Genomic DNA, 17,944 nt, shown 5'->3' on the forward strand with positions numbered 1-17,944 from the left:
CCCGAACAAGGATGTTGTTGTCTCACTATATGAGCAAACCACCCCCGTCAAAAGCCATCTCTCACGCTCTGGTTGTTGTCCGGTAAGCCGGAGTGATAGATGTCATGACAGTCAAAGCAACAACAGGAAGGCTGCCATGTATCCCAACATCCTGCCGGTAGAGACGACCGATATCCTGCCCGAGGCCACCGATGTGGCCGTTATCGGGGGCGGTATCATCGGTGTCTGTACGGCCTGGTCGCTGGCACGGGCCGGAGTGCGTGTGACCCTGTTGGAAAAGGGGGTTATTGCCGGTGAGCAATCCTCCCGCAACTGGGGCTGGTGTCGCACCATGGGGCGCGCTGAGGCCGAGATCCCGCTGGCCATGGCGAGCCTTGCGCGCTGGCCCGAGATGGCTGCCCGGCTGTCAGAGGATATCGGCTTCAAGCGTACCGGCATCGTTTATGCCTGTCGCAACGATGCTGAAATGGCTCAGCAGCAGCAATGGCTTGAGCGTGCCCGAAACTACGGTGTCAGCTCTCGAATGATTGAGCGCAAAGAGCTTGCACAGCTGATGCCCCAGGCCAGTCCAGAGGCTTTTGTCGGCGCGCTCTATACCGCCGATGACGGGCGTGCCGAGCCTCATGTTGCCACCTCAGCCATCGCTCGCGATGCTATCCGCGCTGGTGCCAACGTGATACAGCGCTGCGCTGTACGGGGTGTCGAAACCCGCGCTGGCCGAGTACATGGCGTGATTACCGAAAAGGGTACGCTGCAGACCCAGACGATTGTTCTGGCCGGAGGGGCATGGTCGTCGTTGATGTGTCGGCATCTGGGCATTCGACTCCCGCAGCTCAAGGTACTTGGGTCGGTCATGCGTACCCGGCCCATGGCCGGCGGGCCGGAACTGGCATTGGGTACCAGCGGATTCTCCTTTCGAAAGCGCGCCGATGGTGGTTACACCATCTCCAATCGGGGCGGCATTCTGGCCCCCGTCGTGCCGGACAGCTTCCGGTTTCTAAAGGACTTTCGGGGCATGTTGCGCGACAGCCGTGAGGAGTTCCGGCTACGACTGGATCGCCGGCTGTGGCAGGAGGCGCGCCATTGCCGAGGGTGGCGTGATGACCATGTATCTCCCTTCGAGCGCGAGCGGGTCCTCGACCCCACTCCCTCACAGCGAGTACTGCAACAGGCACGACAACAGATTGGCGAGGCCCTGCCCTTTTTCAAGCACATCGAGATACAGCAGCACTGGGGCGGCATGATCGATGTGACCCCTGATGCCGTGCCGGTCATGGATCAGGTTGATGCGATGCCCGGGCTTTATCTGGCCACTGGCTTTTCCGGGCATGGTTTCGGCACCGGCCCGGGTGCCGGGCAGCTGATGGCCGATCTGGTGACCGGTGCCACGCCGCTGGTAGACCCGAGCCCTTATCGCTTCGGGCGCTGGCAGAAGGCGAGCTGACGGTTTCCGTCAATATGGTAGTACCCAAGATAATAACAATGCTCAAAAGGAGTCCGATATGACGTTTTCGATACAAACGTTCATGAGCGATGTGGGTCTGATGTCACTGCTGCTGCTGGCCGGGGTGGTGCTGCGGGCCAGGATAGTGTGGATACAGAAGCTGTTTCTACCGGCCAGTATCACCGCCGGACTGCTGGGATTGCTACTGGGGCCGAATGGACTGGGATGGCTGGGTTTTTCTGACGCCATTGGCAGCTATCCAGGCATACTGATTGCCTTTATCTTTGGCTCGCTGGCGCTATCGGCCGAGCGGGTGCCGCTCAAGAACATGGCCGGGCGTGTAGGCAGCATGTGGTCGTTTGGCAACATGGCACTGATTGGCATGTACGGTGCAGGTGTCCTGTTTGCCCTGCTATTTCTGGCGCCGTTCTGGTCGGCGATGCCGGAGGGGTTTGGCCTGCTGCTGGCGGCTGGTTTTGTCGGCGGGCATGGTACTGCAGCGGCCATTGGTGAAGTGTTTGCCGCACATGGCTGGTCGGAGGCCACATCGCTTGCGATGACATCGGCCACCATCGGGGTGCTCTGCTCGATTCTCGGCGGTATTGCCATTATTCGTCGCAGCGCACGCAAGGGACGCACCAGTTTTATCAGCGATTTCGAATCCCTGCCCGGTGAGCTTCGCACGGGGCTGGTGCCACGCGAACGTCAGGAAAGTGAAACGGTCGAAACCGTCTCTTCCATGACCATTGATCCGCTGCTGTTTCATTTGCTGCTGGTGGCAGGCGTTGCCGGCGTCAGTTTCTGGCTCAAGGGACAAATCGCTGCCTGGTTTGATTTTTCGGCTCCGGCCTTTGCACTGGCCTTTCTGGTCGGGCTGGGCGTCAATGCAGCCATGGGAAAGCTCGGCATTCGACAGTACATGAGTGCGCCGTTAATCAATCGTATCGGCAGTGGGGCCACCGATGTGCTGGTGGCCTTCGGGATCGCCTCGATCAATCTGGCCGTTGTGGCCGCTTACTTTCTGCCTTTGTTGCTGTTGATGATTTTCGGGCTGGTGTTCAGCTATGTCTTTTTTCGCTACGTGGCCCCCATGCTGTTTCGCGATTACTGGTTCGAGAAGGGGCTGTTTGGCTGGGGCTGGTTTACCGGCACGGTGGCGATGGGCATTGCGCTGCTCAAGATTGTGGACCCGAGGCTTAAAAGCAAAACGCTGGATGATTTCGCACTAGCCTACATTTTCGGTGCACCCATCGAAATCATGCTGGTGACGTTTTCACCGCTGGTACTGATTGCCGGTTATTCATGGCTGTATGCGCTGGTGACGCTGGGCATTGTGGCTGCGATTGCGATGCTGGCAATCCGGGCAGGCTGGTGTCAGGGTGAAAACGGCCCGACTCCGAAAAGCGCCTGATACGATCAGCCGGAACGGCTGCCATCGTTACGTCAGCTGCCGAATCACGCGGGCCGGGTTGCCAACCGCCACGACGTTGGCCGGAATGTCCCGGGTGACCACCGCACCGGCACCGATAACGCTGTTCTCGCCGATGGTAATACCTGCGAGCACGATCGCACCGCCACCCAGCCAGACGTTGTCTTCGATGACGATCGGGGCACCGGCTTCGAGCTTTGCGCGTCTCGAGGCGGCATCGAGTGGGTGGGTTGGCGCCAGCAGCTGTACGTTGGGGCCGATCTGGACGTCCTGGCCGATGGTAATGGGCGCCACATCCAGTGCCACCAGCCCGAAGTTGGCAAATGAGCCCTCGCCAAAGCTGATGTTAAAGCCGTAATCCACAAACAGCGGCGGGCGAATGTGCGCTGTGTTGCCCAATACCTTGAAAAGCCCCTTCAACACGGCGTGGGCGGCGGCGACATCGTGCTCGTAGCCTCTGGTGAACTCGGCCATGGCGGCCTTTGCAACGGCTGAGTCATGCGCCAGTTCGGGGTCATCGGCGAGATAGGGCTCGCCGGCGAGCATCTTCTGTTTCTGTGAACGAACATCTTCTGAATGATCAGCGCACATGATGGGCTCCTGTCGGTTCATGTGTGAAACAAATCAGGCGCCGGGCACCGGTGTCACCAGCGTGCGGCCCTCGTGAAAGGCCTGAAGGTTCTGAATGACCAGCTCCACGGTGGCATCGAGGGCTTCCGGGGAGAGGCCTGCAGTGTGCGGCGTCATGATGATGCGAGAGTCATCCTTCAGCGCCTGCGGCACGTCGGGTTCGTGCTCGAAGACATCAAGAGCGGCGCCGGCAATACGCTTCTCCATGACGGCCCGGGCCAGGGCATCGCTGTTCACCACACTGCCGCGGCCAATGTTGATCACGATGCTCTCGGGTTTCATGGCCTCAAGCAGGGTCTCATCAATGAGATGGCGGGTATCCGGACCGCCGGGCAGGGCGCTGACCAGCACGTCGGCCTGCGCTGCCACATGCTGCGGGTCCGAGGTGTGCGGCCAGTCGAGATCGGCCTTCGGCTGGCGGGAGAAGTAGATGATCGGCATGTCAAAGCCGTAATGGGCGCGCCGAGCGATGGCACGAGCCACGTTGCCCATGCCCAGAAGTCCCAGAGTCTTGCCATGCAGGACCGGTGCGCTGCGGCGAATCTCCTGCCATTGGCCCTGGCGCAGGCCGGCATCGCCCTGGGGAATACGGCGCAGACAGGCCAGTATCAGCCCGAGCGTGTGGTCGGCGACGGTCTCGGCATTGGTGCCGGGGCCGTGCGTTACCGCAATGCCGCGCTCGCGGGCGGCCGATACGTCGATCCCTTCAAAACCGACCCCCTGGGCACAGATCAGGCCCAGGTTCGGCAGTTCGTCCATCTCCTCGGCAGTGAAGCCGATGGTGCCGATGGTCAGGACTGCGCGAATGTCGTCACGATGATGGGTGAGAACTTCGCGGCGGGTGTCGGCGTCTTCCGCCATATGAAGGTGGACACCGGCGGCTTCGATGCGGGCCTGATGATGGCGTGACAGGCGCGTCACGACCAGCAGATGAATCGACATGGCAAACGTCTCTCAAGGCGGGATTGTCATTGTGATCCGGACACTCTGGCACGTTGAGGCCGGCAAGGGGTAGCCCGGCGAATCATGGACGCCACCAGGGAAGCGGTATGCACCATGATCGAAGTGTAGCGCCCTGTGGCGGGGTGCTAATGTTATAGGGTAAGGGCGCGGCGGTATCGTTGCGGCAGCAGACGCCGCCGTATCACTCGTTGTGCTGTCTGACGGTGCTGTCTCCCTGAGCGGGGGCGTTAGCCGCCAGCGCAGGGAGATAGATCATGACACAGAGCATTCTGGTACCCCTGGATGGTTCGCGCAGTGCCCGTCGGGCGCTTGAACACGCCTGTCTGATGCAGCAGGCCAGAGGCGGCGCCCTGCATCTTTTGCATATCGTCGAACCGCCACTGGCCACTGATCAACTGGGCGCGACCACGGGATCGACGCCGGTGGATTACACCCCGGAAAAGGGACATGAGCACGGCATGGCCCTGCTGAAAGAGACCTGGGCGGCCGTGGGCGACCCATCCGCCGACGTGCACTTTCACGTCGAGGATAACCCGCAGGGGCGGCCGGATCGCACCATTGTGGAGATGGCTCAAACGCTGGAGGTGGAGGCCATCGTGATGGGCAGTCGCGGTCTCAGCGACATGAAGGGGCTGATGGTCGGCAGCGTGTCGCACAAGGTGTCTCATGTGGCGCACTGCACCGTGATCACGCTGCACGTGCCCGATAGTGGCCCGGATGAAAGGCTCAACCCCTTGCCGTAGGAGACTAGGGCCCGCCGGGGCAGGCAGGGCCCCGGCAGGCATCCAGGAGAGACGCGGCCGGAAGGCATTCTCTCACCGGAGTGTTATTCGCCCGAGGGCAGCACCTCTTTGTGCGGGGTGTTGTCATCAATGACCGATTCAAAGGTGCGCAGGCGCTTGATGATCGATAGCAGCTCGATGATGGTTGACCAGGAGTTGACCAGATACTGGAAGGAGTCGCGCACCTGCCCAAAGACGTTGAGGATCTGCTGCAACAGGCCCAGCGTCAGCTTGCCGGCCACGATCGAGGGGGCCAGTACAATAAAGCCGAATACCACGTCGGCCTGCAGATAGAAGATGCGGGCAATGTTGAAGTAGGCGTAGTGCCAGTAAAGACGAAAATAGTTCTGTCTGACCCGATCAAACAGCGTGGCCACACTGGCCGGTTCTGCGCGCTCCGGGTCATCCTCGCCGTAGACCAGCTCCTTTCGGTAGGCCGCCTCGACACGCTGATTGCGAAACTCGAGCCCCGGCAGTCGAATGCCGACCACGGCCAGCAGCACGGTGCCAAAGAGTGACCAGGCGATCGCTGCCCATACCAGCGCATTGGGAATGTGGCCGATAAGCGGCAGCTCGGTGATGTTTTGCGACATCGTGACCAGCAGCGGCATGAAGGCAATCAGGGTCATTACCGCCTTGAGCAGATTCACTCCCAGTCCCTCAAGCGTGGTGGAAAAGCGCATGGTGTCTTCCTGCACACGCTGGGCCGCGCCTTCGATATGGCGCAGTTTTGACCAGTGTTTCATGTAGAAATCATTCATGGCCCAGCGCCATCGAAAGATGTAGTGGCTGACCACAAAATAGTTGAGCACCCCGACCGTAACGGCCACAAAGGCGATGCCGGCAAAGCTGAGCATGCCGGTATAGATATCGCTCACCGTCACGCCGCTGTCACCCCCCAGCGCGTTCTGGATCATGTCCCAGAACGGCCCGTACCAGGCGTTGACGGCTACGCTCGTCTGTACCGAAAACCAGGTCATGAAGATGATCAGGGCACTGACCAGAATCGACCAGTGCTGCCAGCGGTGACGGCTGAACATGGCCCATGCCGCGGCAAATATACCCACCCCCAAGGCGTAGTAGAGATAAAACCAGAGCATTGACGGCGCCCAGAAGCGCGCGACGCTGACGGGCAGATCCTCGCCCTCGTTCAATGGCGGCAGCCCGATGACGGCGCCCCAGTCGCTGGCGCCCAGCTGCCACAGCGTGATACACAGCAGCGCCCAGACCAGAACGCTTGAGAAAAAAACAGGCGGATTGGGAAAAAACGACCGTAACACGATAGATATCCTGCGGTAGCGACAACGTTCAAACAGGCCCCGAGGGGCTGCGCATTCTCAATCGACCCCGCAGGCGGGGTTGCGTTCCCCGACCATGGGCGCCGTAGAGGATGACTCAGGAGATCTCGATCTGATAGCGGAAAGTGGCCGCTGCCCCCATCGAGCAGCGATATTCCAGCGGCGTCCGATCATAACCCAGTGCGATGCGTTCGATGACCACTACGGGGTCGCGGGGGGCGATGCCCAGTCGACCGGCCGTGGATGCATCGGCTGAGGCGATGGTCAGCGTCTCGCGTGCCGATCCGATCCGCTGGCCAAAGCGGGCCTCATAAAAGGGATATAAAAGCGTGCCGAACTCTTCAAGAGGCACCTCAAGCAGCCCGGAAAAGCGTGAGGCAGGCAGCCATATCTTCTCGGTCAGCAGGCTGTCATCTTCCAGGGTACGCAGCCGGTCAAGACAGAGACACGGCTCGTTGTCGGCAAGCCCCAGCGCTCTGGAGGCTTCGACTGGCGGCGTCGAGAGGGTGGCGGAAAGAATCCGGCTGCTCGGCACCCGTGATTCACCTTCGGCGTTGACCTGGCGAAAAAAGCGAAAGAAGGAGGCGTCAAAGTCCGGTCGGCGGACGAAGGTGCCACGTCCCTGGCTGCGCTCCAGCAGGCCTTCATTGACCAGTGTATCGATGGCCCGGCGGACCGTGCCTACCGCAATGCCATAGCGGCGTGTCAGCTCCGCTTCGGTGGGGATGGTGCCGCCCGGGGGCCATTCACCGCTGGCGATCCTGTCCATGATTTCCTCGCGCAGTCGCTGATAGAGCGGCAAACGCGCGTCCGATCCCTCTTTCCAGTCACTCATGAATACCTGTCATCAATAAGCGTGGGTAAATGTATAGAACCAATGTCGCATCGTGACGCGATTGACCGCGATATCGGGCCGCTATAAGGTCTCGATTCATATATATGACTATACGACGATAACAATTTTTTCATGACAAGGTACCCAGAATGCCGATATGCAGGGAGCTCAGATGACCGATCAGCATGACGTTTCCATCACCGGGGTGGATACGCACGCCCATATCTTCAGTCAGCATCTTCCCATGGCCAGTCAGCGACGTTATAGCCCTGACTACGATGCCGATGTCAGCCAGTATCTGGCGCATCTGGACCGCTGCGGGCTCTCTCATGGGGTGCTGGTACAGCCAAGCTTTCTGGGAACCGACAATAGTTACATGCTCTCGGCGCTGCGCCAACATGGCGAGCGTCTGCGTGGCACGGCCGTGGTAGCGCCCGACATCGATGACGCCTCGCTCGACGTGCTGGGCGAAGCCGGCGTTGTGGGGATACGACTTAATCTGGTCGGGAAAACGCTGGACGACTACAGCGCGGCCCACTGGCAGCACCTGTTTACCCGGCTGGCCCATCGGGGCTGGTCTGTCGAGATTCAGCGAACGCTGGCGGATCTGGACGCCGTGGTTCCAGCCATTCTGGCCTCGAACGTGGCCGTCGTGATTGATCATTTCGGCCTGCCGGAAGGTGGAGCCCTTGATGTCACGCGCCGCGAGCATCGCTGGTTTCTGGACCTGCTGGGCGAAAGCAATCTATGGGTCAAGCTTTCGGCCACCTATCGCAGCGGGCTGAGCGTCGATCAGGCCCGTACCAGCATCGATGCGCTCTGTCATGGCGCAGGTCATGCCGAGCGCCTGGTCTGGGGCAGTGACTGGCCGCATACCCGCTTTGAGCATCAGACCGATTATGCGTCCCAGTTTGCCCTTGGGGAAACGCTGATGCCTGACCCTGCGCTGCGTCGGAAGGTCATGATCGATAACCCGGCGCGTCTTTTCATGATTGATGTCCGGGAGAATCACCAATGCTGAGTCTGCTGATCGTGGGGGCGATCGTTGCCGCCATCGCGCTGGGCTATCTGACGCGTATCAATATCGGGCTTTTCGCCATTGCGATGGCCTATGTGATTGGAAGCTTCGTGATGGGCATGAAGCCCTCCGAAGTGATCAACCTCTGGCCGCTGAAACTCTTTTTCATCATCTTCTCGGTCTGTCTGTTCTACAGCTTTGCCATCGTCAACGGCACGCTTGAAAAGCTGGCCGAGCACATGATGTATCGCTGTCGCAATGTGCCTCACCTGCTGCCCTATGCCATCTTTGGGGCGGCGACCCTGATTTCGGCGCTGGGCGCGGGATACTACACGGTGCTGGCCTTCATGGCCCCGATCACGATCCTGCTGTGTGCTCGTACCGGATTGAGCCTGATCATTGGCGGCATGTCGGTGAACTACGGGGCACTGGCCGGTGCCAACTTCGTTTCCAGTCAGAGCGGCATCATCTTTCGTGGCCTGATGACCGCCTCGGGCGTGCCGGAAAGTACGGCCTTCATCAACGGGATCGGCATTTTCCTCTCCACGGCCGTGATTCCGCTGATCGTGATTTCAGGGTTCGTGTTTCTGGCCGGCAACAAGCGGGCCATGGCCGATGCCATGTCGCACGTGGAGGCGCCCGCGCCGCTCAATCGCGATCAGCGCATTACGCTGTTACTGACGCTGATCATGATGGCCGTGGTGCTCGCACCGCCCATCGCGGCACTGATCGCCCCGGATAATGCGCTGATCAACTACGTCAATGCCCGTATTGACATCGGTCTGGTCGCGAGTGTCTTTGCCGTGATCGCGCTGCTGCTCAAGCTTGGAGATGAGCGCAAGGCCATTGCCAGCATTCCCTGGGGCACGCTGATCATGATTTGCGGGGTCGGCATGCTGATTGCGATTGCCATGAAGGCCGGAACGATCGATCTGCTGGCCTCCTGGATCAGCGGCAGCATTCCTCCCGTACTGGTACCGGTGGTCTTTGGGGTGATTGCCGCCATGATGTCGCTGTTTGCCAGCACCCTGGGCGTCGTCACGCCGGCCCTTTTCCCGGTCGTGATGCCGATCGCGCAGACTTTGTCGATCGATCCGATGATCATTTTCATCAGCATTGTGGTAGGGGCACAGGCGACCTCCATTTCACCCTTCTCCTCGGGCGGCAGCCTGATTCTGGGCTCCTGCCCCAGCGAAGAAAGCCGTACGGCGCTCTTTCCGAAACTGCTCTTTCGTGCTGCACCGCTGGGCTTTGTGGTGGCCCTGGTCTTCAATCTGGCGCTGGCGTTTGTCTTCTAGTCACGTCTGCCCATGAAGAAGAAGGCATGACGCCGTCGGGGTTTCCCCCGACGGCGTTTTCATGAGGGCACTACCAGTTCAGCGTTTCGAAATCGCCTTCCTTTTGGGGCGTTGAAGCCGCTTCACGTTCGGTGGCGGGATCGTTGGTGGCGCCATCGGCCGGCAGAGGTCCGGCGCCCGGATCGCGGGAAATGCCGTCGGTCACGGGGTGATCACGGAAGTATTCATCAAAGCGCATCCGGGCGTCTTCACCAAACAGGATCTCACACGCCTCCATCAGCCCTTCCGACTGACGAATGGTCTCCTGACGCGAGACGAGGCTGATCTTGGAGCGCCGTCGCAGGAAGTCCTCGAGTTTGGTGATCATCTCGCGACGCGCCGCCTGACGCACCTCGGCGCGGATATATTCGGTGCCCTCGATGAGGATCTCTGCCTGGCGCGGGTCCTCACGAATGTACTCAAGTATACCGATCGCATGCGCCGCGTAGCGCCGCCACAACCGGGTCGAGAGCGGCTCGGAGGCGCTGGCATCGGTGTAATCGTCGAGCTTCATCAGGCGCGCCTGGTGGAAGAACTCGTCGCGTACCGCATCCACCGGCTCGCCGTACCAGCGGTAATCGGGAAAGCGGATGTCGATGCCCATGGTCCTGACCAGGTCAACGATCTCTTCGCCGACATTGATGCAGTCGGTGAGCTTGCCGCCAAAGATGCTGATAAAGCCCTGATCGATGTCGGAATCGATCTCGTGCTTGCGCGAGAGCTGCAGGAAGTCGCGGTCGCCTCCGCTGGTGTTCTGTACGGCCAGCGGTCGCACGCCGCAGCGGGTGGCGATGATGTCATCCCGGTCCAGCGGCTTTTCGAGCGACAAACGCGCATTGATGTTATCGAGCACGAACCTGATGTCGTCGTCGGTGATGGCCGCGTGCGGATCTTCGGTGCGGGTGTCGGTCGTGCCGATACAGGTCCGGGTGCCCATGGGGATGGCAAAGAACAGTCGTCCGTCCTCATCGAAAAACGCCAGCACGCGCTTGTTGGGCGTGATTTGATCGACGATGAGATGGATGCCCTTGGACAGCACATGACTGTGTTCGGTCTTTTTGTGTGCCAGGGCATTGGTGCGATCGGCCAGCGGGCCGCAGGCGTTGACCAGCGTCTTCGTTTTGACCGTCCATTCACGGCCACTCATGACGTCTTTCAGGCCCACGTGCCAGAGTTTGCCCTGACGCTCGAAGCCGGTGGCCTCGACATAGTTGGCCGCCACACAGCCGCTGTTCATGGCGGTGCGCACGAAGTTCCACACGAAGCGGGCATCGTTGTCGTGCAAAAAGGCATCCGAGTACTCGAAACAGCCGGTGGCCGATGTCGTGTTGATGACCGGCTCTTCGCGGTTAATGGTGCCAAGGCCCGGCAGGCGTGGCACTCGGGTAAAGCAGTTGCCGAACAGCCAATAGATCCAGGTGCCCGCCCACAGCATCAGGGGGTGCCAGCGAAAGCCCCTGGTGATCGTGGTGAGAAAGCGGATTTCCTGCACGGTCGACGGATAGTGCTTGATCAGATGGTTACGCGAGACACACAGTTCGCGCACCAGCTTGAAGTCCCGCGACTCCATGTATTTGATGCCGCCCCAGATAAGGTTGGACGACCACATGCTGGTCATGCCGGCGAAGTCGCCCTGTTCCACCAGACCGACCTTGACGCCGCGCCCGGCCAGTGCCGCGGCGCAGACCGCACCGTTGATGCCGCCGCCAATGATCAGCGTGTCGTAGGTTTCGCCGTCGGCCAGCCTTTCGATATTGCTTTGCCTGAGTTGCATCGTCCTGCTCCGCGTCATGAAGGAGTGGCGCGCCGTCGCGGATAAACTCGCAGCGGCGTTGTCATGCCTTCAGTGTACTACCGCTGGCCAATGTTGCATCCGACCGGTCGATTTGTGGCCCCCGCGCTCACCATCGCCTCGGCCTGTTTGAGGGCGTACAGAAGGCTCGATGGATCGGCAATGCCCTGGCCTGCAATATCGAAGGCGGTGCCGTGGTCGACGCTGGTACGCACGAAGGGCAGCCCTACCGTGATGTTCACGCCGTTATCGACCCCTAAATACTTCACCGGGATCAGACCCTGATCGTGATACTGCGCCACGACGGCATCAAAGTGGCCGCGACGGGCGTTCATGAAGACCGTATCGCCCGGCCAGGGGCCGGAAGCGTCGATGCCCTCTTCCCGGGCCCGGGCGATGGCCGGGGCAATGATGGCGTCATCCTCCCCGCCGAACAGACCCCCTTCGCCGGCATGCGGGTTAAGCCCGGCGACGGCGATGCGAGGATGATCGATGCCGTAGGCATGGCACGCCCGGGCGGCAAGGCGGATGGCACGCAGTTCGCGCTCGGGAGTGACGGCGTCGATGGCCTGACGAAGGGAGAGATGGATCGATACCAGCATCACGCGCAGCTCGTCGTTGGCCAGCATCATGCCGAAGTCCTGCGTGCCGGCGCGGTCGGCGAGAATCTCGGTGTGTCCGGGGTAGGGGATGCCGGCCGCGGCCATGGCGGCCTTGTTGAGCGGGGCAGTGACGATGGCGCTGATCGAACCGTCGAGCGCGAAATCGATGGCGCGACTGACGTAAGCATAGGCGGCGGCCCCGGCGCGGGCATCGACCTGTCCATGGGGCAGATCAGACGGCAGCGGCGGACCTGCCGGTAGCACGGCCAGCCGTCCCGGTGTGGTTTTATCCATGTCCAGTTCGCCCGGGTGCTGGATGGGCACAAGGGTCAGGGCCAGGCCCAGTCGCGCCGTCGTGGCGCGCAGGCGCTCGATATCGCCGATGACCAGTAGCGGCGTGGTGCCTTCGCGCGGCATGCAGGCCAAACGGACGATGATTTCCGGGCCGACGCCGGCCGGGTCGCCCATGGTGATGGCGATGGGAGCGCGGGGAGATGCAGACATGGGGAGGCCCTTTTGTTGGCAGACAGCCGCCGTGAGCACAACGTCATGGGCGGCAGTGATCGACGATGCCATAATAGCGCTCTGTTTCGCGTACCGTCAGGGTGGGTCTGACGGGATACGCGATGGCTCCACCTTCCTGTTTTATTCTCGGTGGTTACCCTGATGTGTGATGTGCCAACGCATGATGCCCCCCTTGAAACGCTTCTCACGTCGCTGGCCGAGCGGCTCGAGCGCGATGGCTACCTGTTGGCGCCAGCCGCCGAGATCGTGCCGGTCTTTCACGACTGGTGCGCGATGAGCGAGCACCGCACGCCGGATCATGACGTGCTGGGGCGCTACTGGAACCACCTGGCCCCGGACCGCTTCATGGGCGATGGCGGGCGCTACCGCCGCCGCCGTCACGCTGTCTTCAGTGCCGCTGCCGGGGGGCATGAACTGTGTCGCAGGCCTCATCAGGCGCACTTTCAGACCACCGATTTCAATCGACTCAATGGCGGTATCGAGCGCCATTTTGAGCCGGTGGAAGATGGGGCACTGGCGACGCACGCCTTTACCTTCCTCTGTGAACTCTGTCTTGGCGTGTTCGGACACTGTGCGCCCGACGTCGACTGGCATGTCGAGATGCACCAGTTTCGAATCGAGGTGGGGGGAGGCATCGATGCCGGCCTGCCCACGCCGGAGGGGCTGCACCGTGACGGCGTGGACTTCGTGGCGATGGTGATGATCCACCGAAACAACGTTCGCGAGGGGGTCTCCCACATTCACGACCTCGACCGTCGCGAGCTGGCCGCGTTTACGCTGGCGGACGGCCTGGACATGGCGCTGGTCGACGACACCCGGGTGCTGCACGGCGTCACCCCCATCGTGGCCGAGGACGCCTCGCGCGTCGGCACGCGGGACCTGCTGGTGCTGACCTTCAAGCGCCGGCCGCCGGATCATCTCTCCGGCGGCGTCTCCGGGATGTGATCTTCAAGGGATGCCTTGAGCTGGCGGCGGCGATGCCCCGGCGGCTTCTGGTGGCCGGCCAGCCAGTAGTAGGCGATGGGCACCACGCCCAGGGTCAGAAGGGTGGCGCTGGCGCAGCCGGCCAGCAGCGTGATACCCAGGCCAAAGCGACTGGCCGCCCCGGCACCGGCGGCCATCACCAGCGGCAGGGCGCCGGCCATGGTGGACAGTGATGTCATCAGAATCGGGCGCAGTCGCGTCTGTGAGGCCTGCAATATGGCCTCGCGCAGCGCCATACCCTCATCACGCAGTTGATTGGCGAACTCGACGATCAAAATGCCGTTCTTGGCCGACAGGCCAATCAGCATCAAAAGCCCGATCTGGGCATACAGGTTGAGGCTTTCGCCCAGCAGCCACAGCGCAAGACCGGCGCCCAGCATCCCCAGCGGTACGGTCAGCATCACCACCAGCGGGCTGATGAAGTTCTCGAACTGTGCGGCCAGTACCAGCCAGGTGACCGCGATCGCCACGGTGAACACCAGCAGCAGATCGCGTCCGGCCTCGAGGAAATCCTGAGTGGCGCCCTTGTAGTCGATGCGTGCCTGCTCCGGCAGGGTCCGGTCAACCGTGGCATTCATGTGATCAAGCACCTGCGACAGGCTGTAGCCCTCGGCGACGTTGGCCGAAAAGGTGACGGCGCGAATCCGATTATAACGGTTCAGCGTCGGTGAGACGGCCACCTCTTCCAGATGGACAAGATTGGCAAGACTCACCAGTGCGCCACTGGCGCTACGCACTCGAATCTCTTCCAGCGCCTGTGGCGTCAGGCGCTGTTCACGCATGCCCTGCAAAATCACGTCATAGGACTGGCCGTCGCGCTCGAACGTGGTCAGGCTGCGCTCGCCAAAAAAGGATTCAAGCGTCTGACCGACCGTCTCGGCGCTGACGCCGAGCTGGGCGGCGCGTTCGCGATCCAGTCGAATCTGAAGCTGGGGGGTGGTCTCGATCAGGTCGCTGTCGAGCGCCTCGAGACCGGGGTAGTCCTGCCAGGCGGCCATCAGCTGGTCGCGCCAGGCGCCCAGAGTGGCGTAATCCGGCCCGCCGACCACGAACTGTACCGGTGTGGCGTTGCCCGAGCTCAGCCCGCGCGGCAGCAGCGTTGTCGCGCTGACTTCGGAAAAGCCCTTGAGCGTCTCATTGATGCGCGCAGCTACCTCCCGGGTACTCTGATCGCGTGTCTGCCAGGGGGTAAAGCTGATGATCCAGCGGCCGTTGTTGACGGCGCCTTCGCTGTTACCGGGCGACGGCACGCGCAGCGAGGCGTTATCGACCAGCGACGTGTCCTCGAGAATGGGGGCCAGCCGCTGCTCCATGACCTGCATGCGTCGATGCATCTCCTCGAAGTTGACCCCTTCCTCGGCCTGGACGTTGATACGCAGCGCGCCGCGGTCGTCATAGGGCTCGTACTCGGTGGGTAGCGTGGTGATGACGGCGCAGGTGATGATCACCATACCCACAAAACCACTGCCAACCAGTACCGGGCGGTGCAGCATCCGGGAGAGATGACGCTGATATCGTGCCGCCACACCGGCCATGAATCGCCCCGAGGACGATCCCTGACGCCCGGCCAGCAGCCATGAGGCCATGACCGGTGTCAGTGACAGCGATACCAGGGTGGAAAAGGCAATGGCGGCGGCAATGGTGACGGCAAATTCGGTAAAGAGGCGCCCGGTCTGGCCGCTCATCAGCGTGATGGGCAGAAACACCGCCATCAGCACCAGACTGGTGGCGATGATGGCAAAGGCGACCTGACGGGCACCGCGAAAGGCAGCCACCAGTGCTGTATCGCCTTCTTCCAGATGGCGCTGAATGTTTTCGATCATGACGATGGCGTCATCCACCACCAGTCCGACCGAGAGTACCAGCGCCAGCAGGGTCAGCATGTTGAGACTGAACCCCAGCCCCAGCAGAAGCATGCCGCAGGCCAGCAGCGAGATGGGGATGACCGTGGCGGCCACCAGCGCCGCGCGCCACGACCCCAGAAAGACAATGATCACGCCGACCACCATCAACACCGCAATGACCAGGGTCAGCAGCACCTCCTTGAGTGCTGCCGAGATGTAGAGGGTGTCATCGGAGACGATGTCGATGTGCATACCCTCGGGCAGCTCGTTGCGAAGCGCCTCGAGCGTGGCACGCACATCGCGCGAGATGGACAGCGTATTGGCGGTGCTCTGGCGGCTGATGGCGATCGAGACGGTGGGCGCGCCGTCGACCTGAAAGCTTTCGCGCCGTGTATCCGGGCCCAGCGCGACCGTGGCCACATCACCCAGCGTGACGGTGCGCGTACCCTCGCCACGGCGCAGTGGCAGCGCCTGGAATGATTCGGCCGTTTCATAGCCCGGCAGCAGCCGCACGGTGAACTCCCGGGTGGTGGACTCGACCCGTCCCCCCGGATATTCGACATTTTCCCGGGCCAGGGCACTGGTAATGTCATCGACGGTGATGTCATGGGCGGTCATGGCGTGGCGATCCAGGTCCACGCGCATGGCCGGCAGCTGCGAGCCCCACAGTCGCACCCGTGAGACGCCGCCGATGGTCGAGAAGCGATCCAGAAGCTGACGGTCGGCATAGTCCGACAGTGCCATGGCGCTCATTCGGTCAGTCTTGACTGACAGGATCATGAGCGTGTCGCTGCCGCCCTGATCCTTGCTGATTTCAGGGGCTTCGGCTCCTTCCGGTAGATTGTCCGCCACCCTGGAAACCTGATCGCGCACGTCATTGGCGGCGGTGTCGAGATCGATGCTGCTTGCAAAGGTCAGCGTGACCTCGGATTCCCCGTCATTGCTTTCGGATTCGACGCTGACCACGCCTTCAATGCCGGCCACCACGTTTTCGATCGTCTGGGTGACGCGGGATTCCACTACCGCCGCCGAGGCGCCAGGCCAGGCAATCTCGACCGAGACTTCCGGCTCCTCGATGGAGGGGTACTCCCGAATGGGCAGCTCCAGAAAGGCCAGCGTGCCAAAGAGTACCAGCAGCATCGAGACCACCACGGTGCCTACCGGTCGCGTGACGGCCAGATCGGTCAGGGTCATGGGGTGGATGTCTCCGAGGCGGGTACGGTCTCGTCGGAGGCCTGCCCGGGCTGTTCAAACAGGGCGGGCGTGTCGCGTGCGGCGGTCTCATCGAGGGTGAGATCACGATCTTCGCCGATATCGCGCAGGCCGCTGATGGCCACCGAAGCGCCCGGCTTCAGCGTGCGCCGGTCAGTGATGGTCTCTATGGCGGCCCAGCCGGGCCCGCGTTCGAGCACGTTGATGTCGACCCGGTGGGCGCGATAGTGGTCCGCTTCTGAGGTGACCACAAACACCCATTGGCGATCACGCTCGCCCATGATGGCGCTTTCCGGCACGACCAGGCGGCGTTGAGGCGGTAGAAGCAGGGCGATATCAAGCAGCATGCCCGGGCGCAGGGCGAGATCGGGATTGTTAAAGCGCGCGCGGACCATGACCGTTCGGGTGTCCCGATCCAGACGCGGATCGATGGTGATGACTTCGCCGTGAAAGACTCGACCGGGCCAGGCCACCGATCGTGCCATCACCGCCATGCCCTCACTGACACGCTGCAGTTCGCGCTCGGGCAGTGAGAAATCGACCTGAACCCGATCGATGCTGTCCAGCGTCACCAGCGGCGTGTCGGCGCTGATCTGCTCACCGACGCTTAAGTGACTCAGCCCCATGAGGCCGCTGACCGGTGCGGTAATGGTGCGGTCCTCCAGCGCGGCGGTCAGGCGGGCCGCCTCGATTCGGGCACTTTCCAGCCGGTTACGCTGGGCATCCCTCTGCTGGGTGGCGATCGAGCCCTGACGCACCAGCGGCTCGAGGCGGTCGAGCTCCCGCTGCTCCTGCTCGACGATGACCCGTGCCGCCCGCAGGCCCTGCTGTTCGGCGCGGTCATCGAGCTGGATCAAAAGGTCTCCGCGCTTGACCCGCTCGCCGCTGTCAAAGTGCAGTCCGGTAATGCGTTCGGTGACCAGAGACGCAATCTCGATCGAGTCCGTGGCCTCGACATCCCCCACAGCACTCAGAGTGGCGCTCAGAGGGCGTTCGATGACCTCGGCAAGACCAACGGCCACCGGGGAGGGCGTGCCGACTCGCTCGGGCGCCTGCTCGCGCGATAGCCACCACCAGAAGATCAGGGCCAGCGCTATCGGGATCAGCGCCACCAGCCAGATCAGCGGGCGTCGGGCATCGTGGGACTCGGACATGGGCAGGTTTCCGCAGGCAAGGGCGTTCAGGGCAGCCGAAGCGTGCTGCCTTCTAACAGCATACGAGGATACGTCCGGGTCGCAACGTCGTTCGT

The 17,944-nt window shown here is 61.9% G+C and carries 14 protein-coding genes; 6 read left to right on the plus strand and 8 right to left on the minus strand.

What is annotated here, in order from left to right; all coding sequences use genetic code 11:
- The first annotated feature begins 136 nt into the window (after nt 1–136).
- Both B9H00_RS10320 and B9H00_RS10325 read left to right on the plus strand, forming a co-directional pair.
- Nucleotides 137–1,444: an NAD(P)/FAD-dependent oxidoreductase gene (locus B9H00_RS10320; protein WP_086900586.1), complete on the plus strand. Its 1,308-nt coding sequence runs from the start codon at nt 137–139 to the stop codon at nt 1,442–1,444.
- A 58-nt stretch (nt 1,445–1,502) separates the two neighbouring features.
- The gene (locus B9H00_RS10325; RefSeq protein WP_174678723.1) at nt 1,503–2,855 is read left to right on the plus strand and encodes a sodium/glutamate symporter; all 1,353 of its coding nucleotides are present in this window, start codon (nt 1,503–1,505) and stop codon (nt 2,853–2,855) included.
- A 27-nt stretch (nt 2,856–2,882) separates the two neighbouring features.
- Here B9H00_RS10325 and B9H00_RS17155 read toward each other — a convergent pair whose 3' ends face one another.
- Nucleotides 2,883–3,464, minus strand: a complete 582-nt coding sequence (locus B9H00_RS17155) for a sugar O-acetyltransferase (protein ID WP_086900587.1) — start codon at nt 3,462–3,464, stop codon at nt 2,883–2,885.
- A gap of 33 nt (nt 3,465–3,497) precedes the next feature.
- A complete protein-coding gene (locus tag B9H00_RS10335) occupies nt 3,498–4,445 on the minus strand; it encodes a 2-hydroxyacid dehydrogenase (protein ID WP_086900588.1) in 948 nt (315 codons plus the stop codon).
- A 275-nt stretch (nt 4,446–4,720) separates the two neighbouring features.
- On the opposite strand from B9H00_RS10335, the gene B9H00_RS10340 reads away from it, so the two are divergent.
- Nucleotides 4,721–5,209 (plus strand): universal stress protein, encoded by a 489-nt coding sequence (locus tag B9H00_RS10340; protein ID WP_086900589.1) that lies wholly within the window; start codon nt 4,721–4,723, stop codon nt 5,207–5,209.
- 83 nt (nt 5,210–5,292) lie between these two features.
- On the opposite strand, the gene sbmA is transcribed toward B9H00_RS10340, so the two are convergent.
- Together sbmA and B9H00_RS10350 are read right to left on the minus strand one after the other, a co-directional pair.
- On the minus strand, nt 5,293–6,528 hold the full coding sequence (gene sbmA / locus B9H00_RS10345) for a peptide antibiotic transporter SbmA (RefSeq protein WP_086900590.1): 1,236 nt from the start codon (nt 6,526–6,528) through the stop codon (nt 5,293–5,295).
- 115 nt (nt 6,529–6,643) lie between these two features.
- Nucleotides 6,644–7,381 carry a GntR family transcriptional regulator gene (locus B9H00_RS10350; protein WP_086900591.1) on the minus strand — a complete coding sequence of 246 codons (738 nt, stop codon included), beginning with the start codon at nt 7,379–7,381 and terminating at the stop codon, nt 6,644–6,646.
- 172 nt (nt 7,382–7,553) lie between these two features.
- Here B9H00_RS10350 and B9H00_RS10355 point away from each other — a divergent pair, with 172 nt between their 5' ends.
- Together B9H00_RS10355 and B9H00_RS10360 are read left to right on the plus strand one after the other, a co-directional pair.
- A complete protein-coding gene (locus B9H00_RS10355; RefSeq protein ID WP_086901824.1) occupies nt 7,554–8,402 on the plus strand; it encodes an amidohydrolase family protein in 849 nt (282 codons plus the stop codon).
- On the plus strand, nt 8,396–9,697 hold the full coding sequence (locus tag B9H00_RS10360; RefSeq protein WP_086900592.1) for an SLC13 family permease: 1,302 nt from the start codon (nt 8,396–8,398) through the stop codon (nt 9,695–9,697). The genes B9H00_RS10355 and B9H00_RS10360 overlap by 7 nt, the downstream gene beginning before the upstream one ends.
- 70 nt (nt 9,698–9,767) lie before the next feature.
- Here the strand turns inward: B9H00_RS10360 and B9H00_RS10365 are convergent, their stop codons facing one another.
- Together B9H00_RS10365 and pdxA are read right to left on the minus strand one after the other, a co-directional pair.
- Nucleotides 9,768–11,510, minus strand: a complete 1,743-nt coding sequence (locus B9H00_RS10365) for a glycerol-3-phosphate dehydrogenase/oxidase (RefSeq protein ID WP_086900593.1) — start codon at nt 11,508–11,510, stop codon at nt 9,768–9,770.
- 77 nt (nt 11,511–11,587) lie between these two features.
- Entirely contained in the window at nt 11,588–12,634 is a 1,047-nt protein-coding gene (gene pdxA / locus B9H00_RS10370; protein WP_086900594.1) for a 4-hydroxythreonine-4-phosphate dehydrogenase PdxA, read from the minus strand.
- A 171-nt stretch (nt 12,635–12,805) separates the two neighbouring features.
- Here pdxA and B9H00_RS10375 point away from each other — a divergent pair, with 171 nt between their 5' ends.
- Nucleotides 12,806–13,600: a 2OG-Fe dioxygenase family protein gene (locus B9H00_RS10375; RefSeq protein WP_211329629.1), complete on the plus strand. Its 795-nt coding sequence runs from the start codon at nt 12,806–12,808 to the stop codon at nt 13,598–13,600.
- Here B9H00_RS10375 and B9H00_RS10380 read toward each other — a convergent pair.
- Complete coding sequence (locus B9H00_RS10380; RefSeq protein ID WP_086900595.1) at nt 13,570–16,677, minus strand: efflux RND transporter permease subunit; 3,108 nt, start codon at nt 16,675–16,677, stop codon at nt 13,570–13,572. The two genes, B9H00_RS10375 and B9H00_RS10380, sit on opposite strands and share 31 nt — an antisense overlap.
- The gene (locus tag B9H00_RS10385; protein ID WP_086900596.1) at nt 16,674–17,849 is read right to left on the minus strand and encodes an efflux RND transporter periplasmic adaptor subunit; all 1,176 of its coding nucleotides are present in this window, start codon (nt 17,847–17,849) and stop codon (nt 16,674–16,676) included. Before B9H00_RS10385 ends, B9H00_RS10380 begins: the two co-directional genes overlap by 4 nt.
- Nucleotides 17,850–17,944 lie beyond the last annotated feature (95 nt).

It is taken from the genome of Kushneria marisflavi (genome assembly GCF_002157205.1).
Lineage (GTDB): Bacteria > Pseudomonadota > Gammaproteobacteria > Pseudomonadales > Halomonadaceae > Kushneria > Kushneria marisflavi.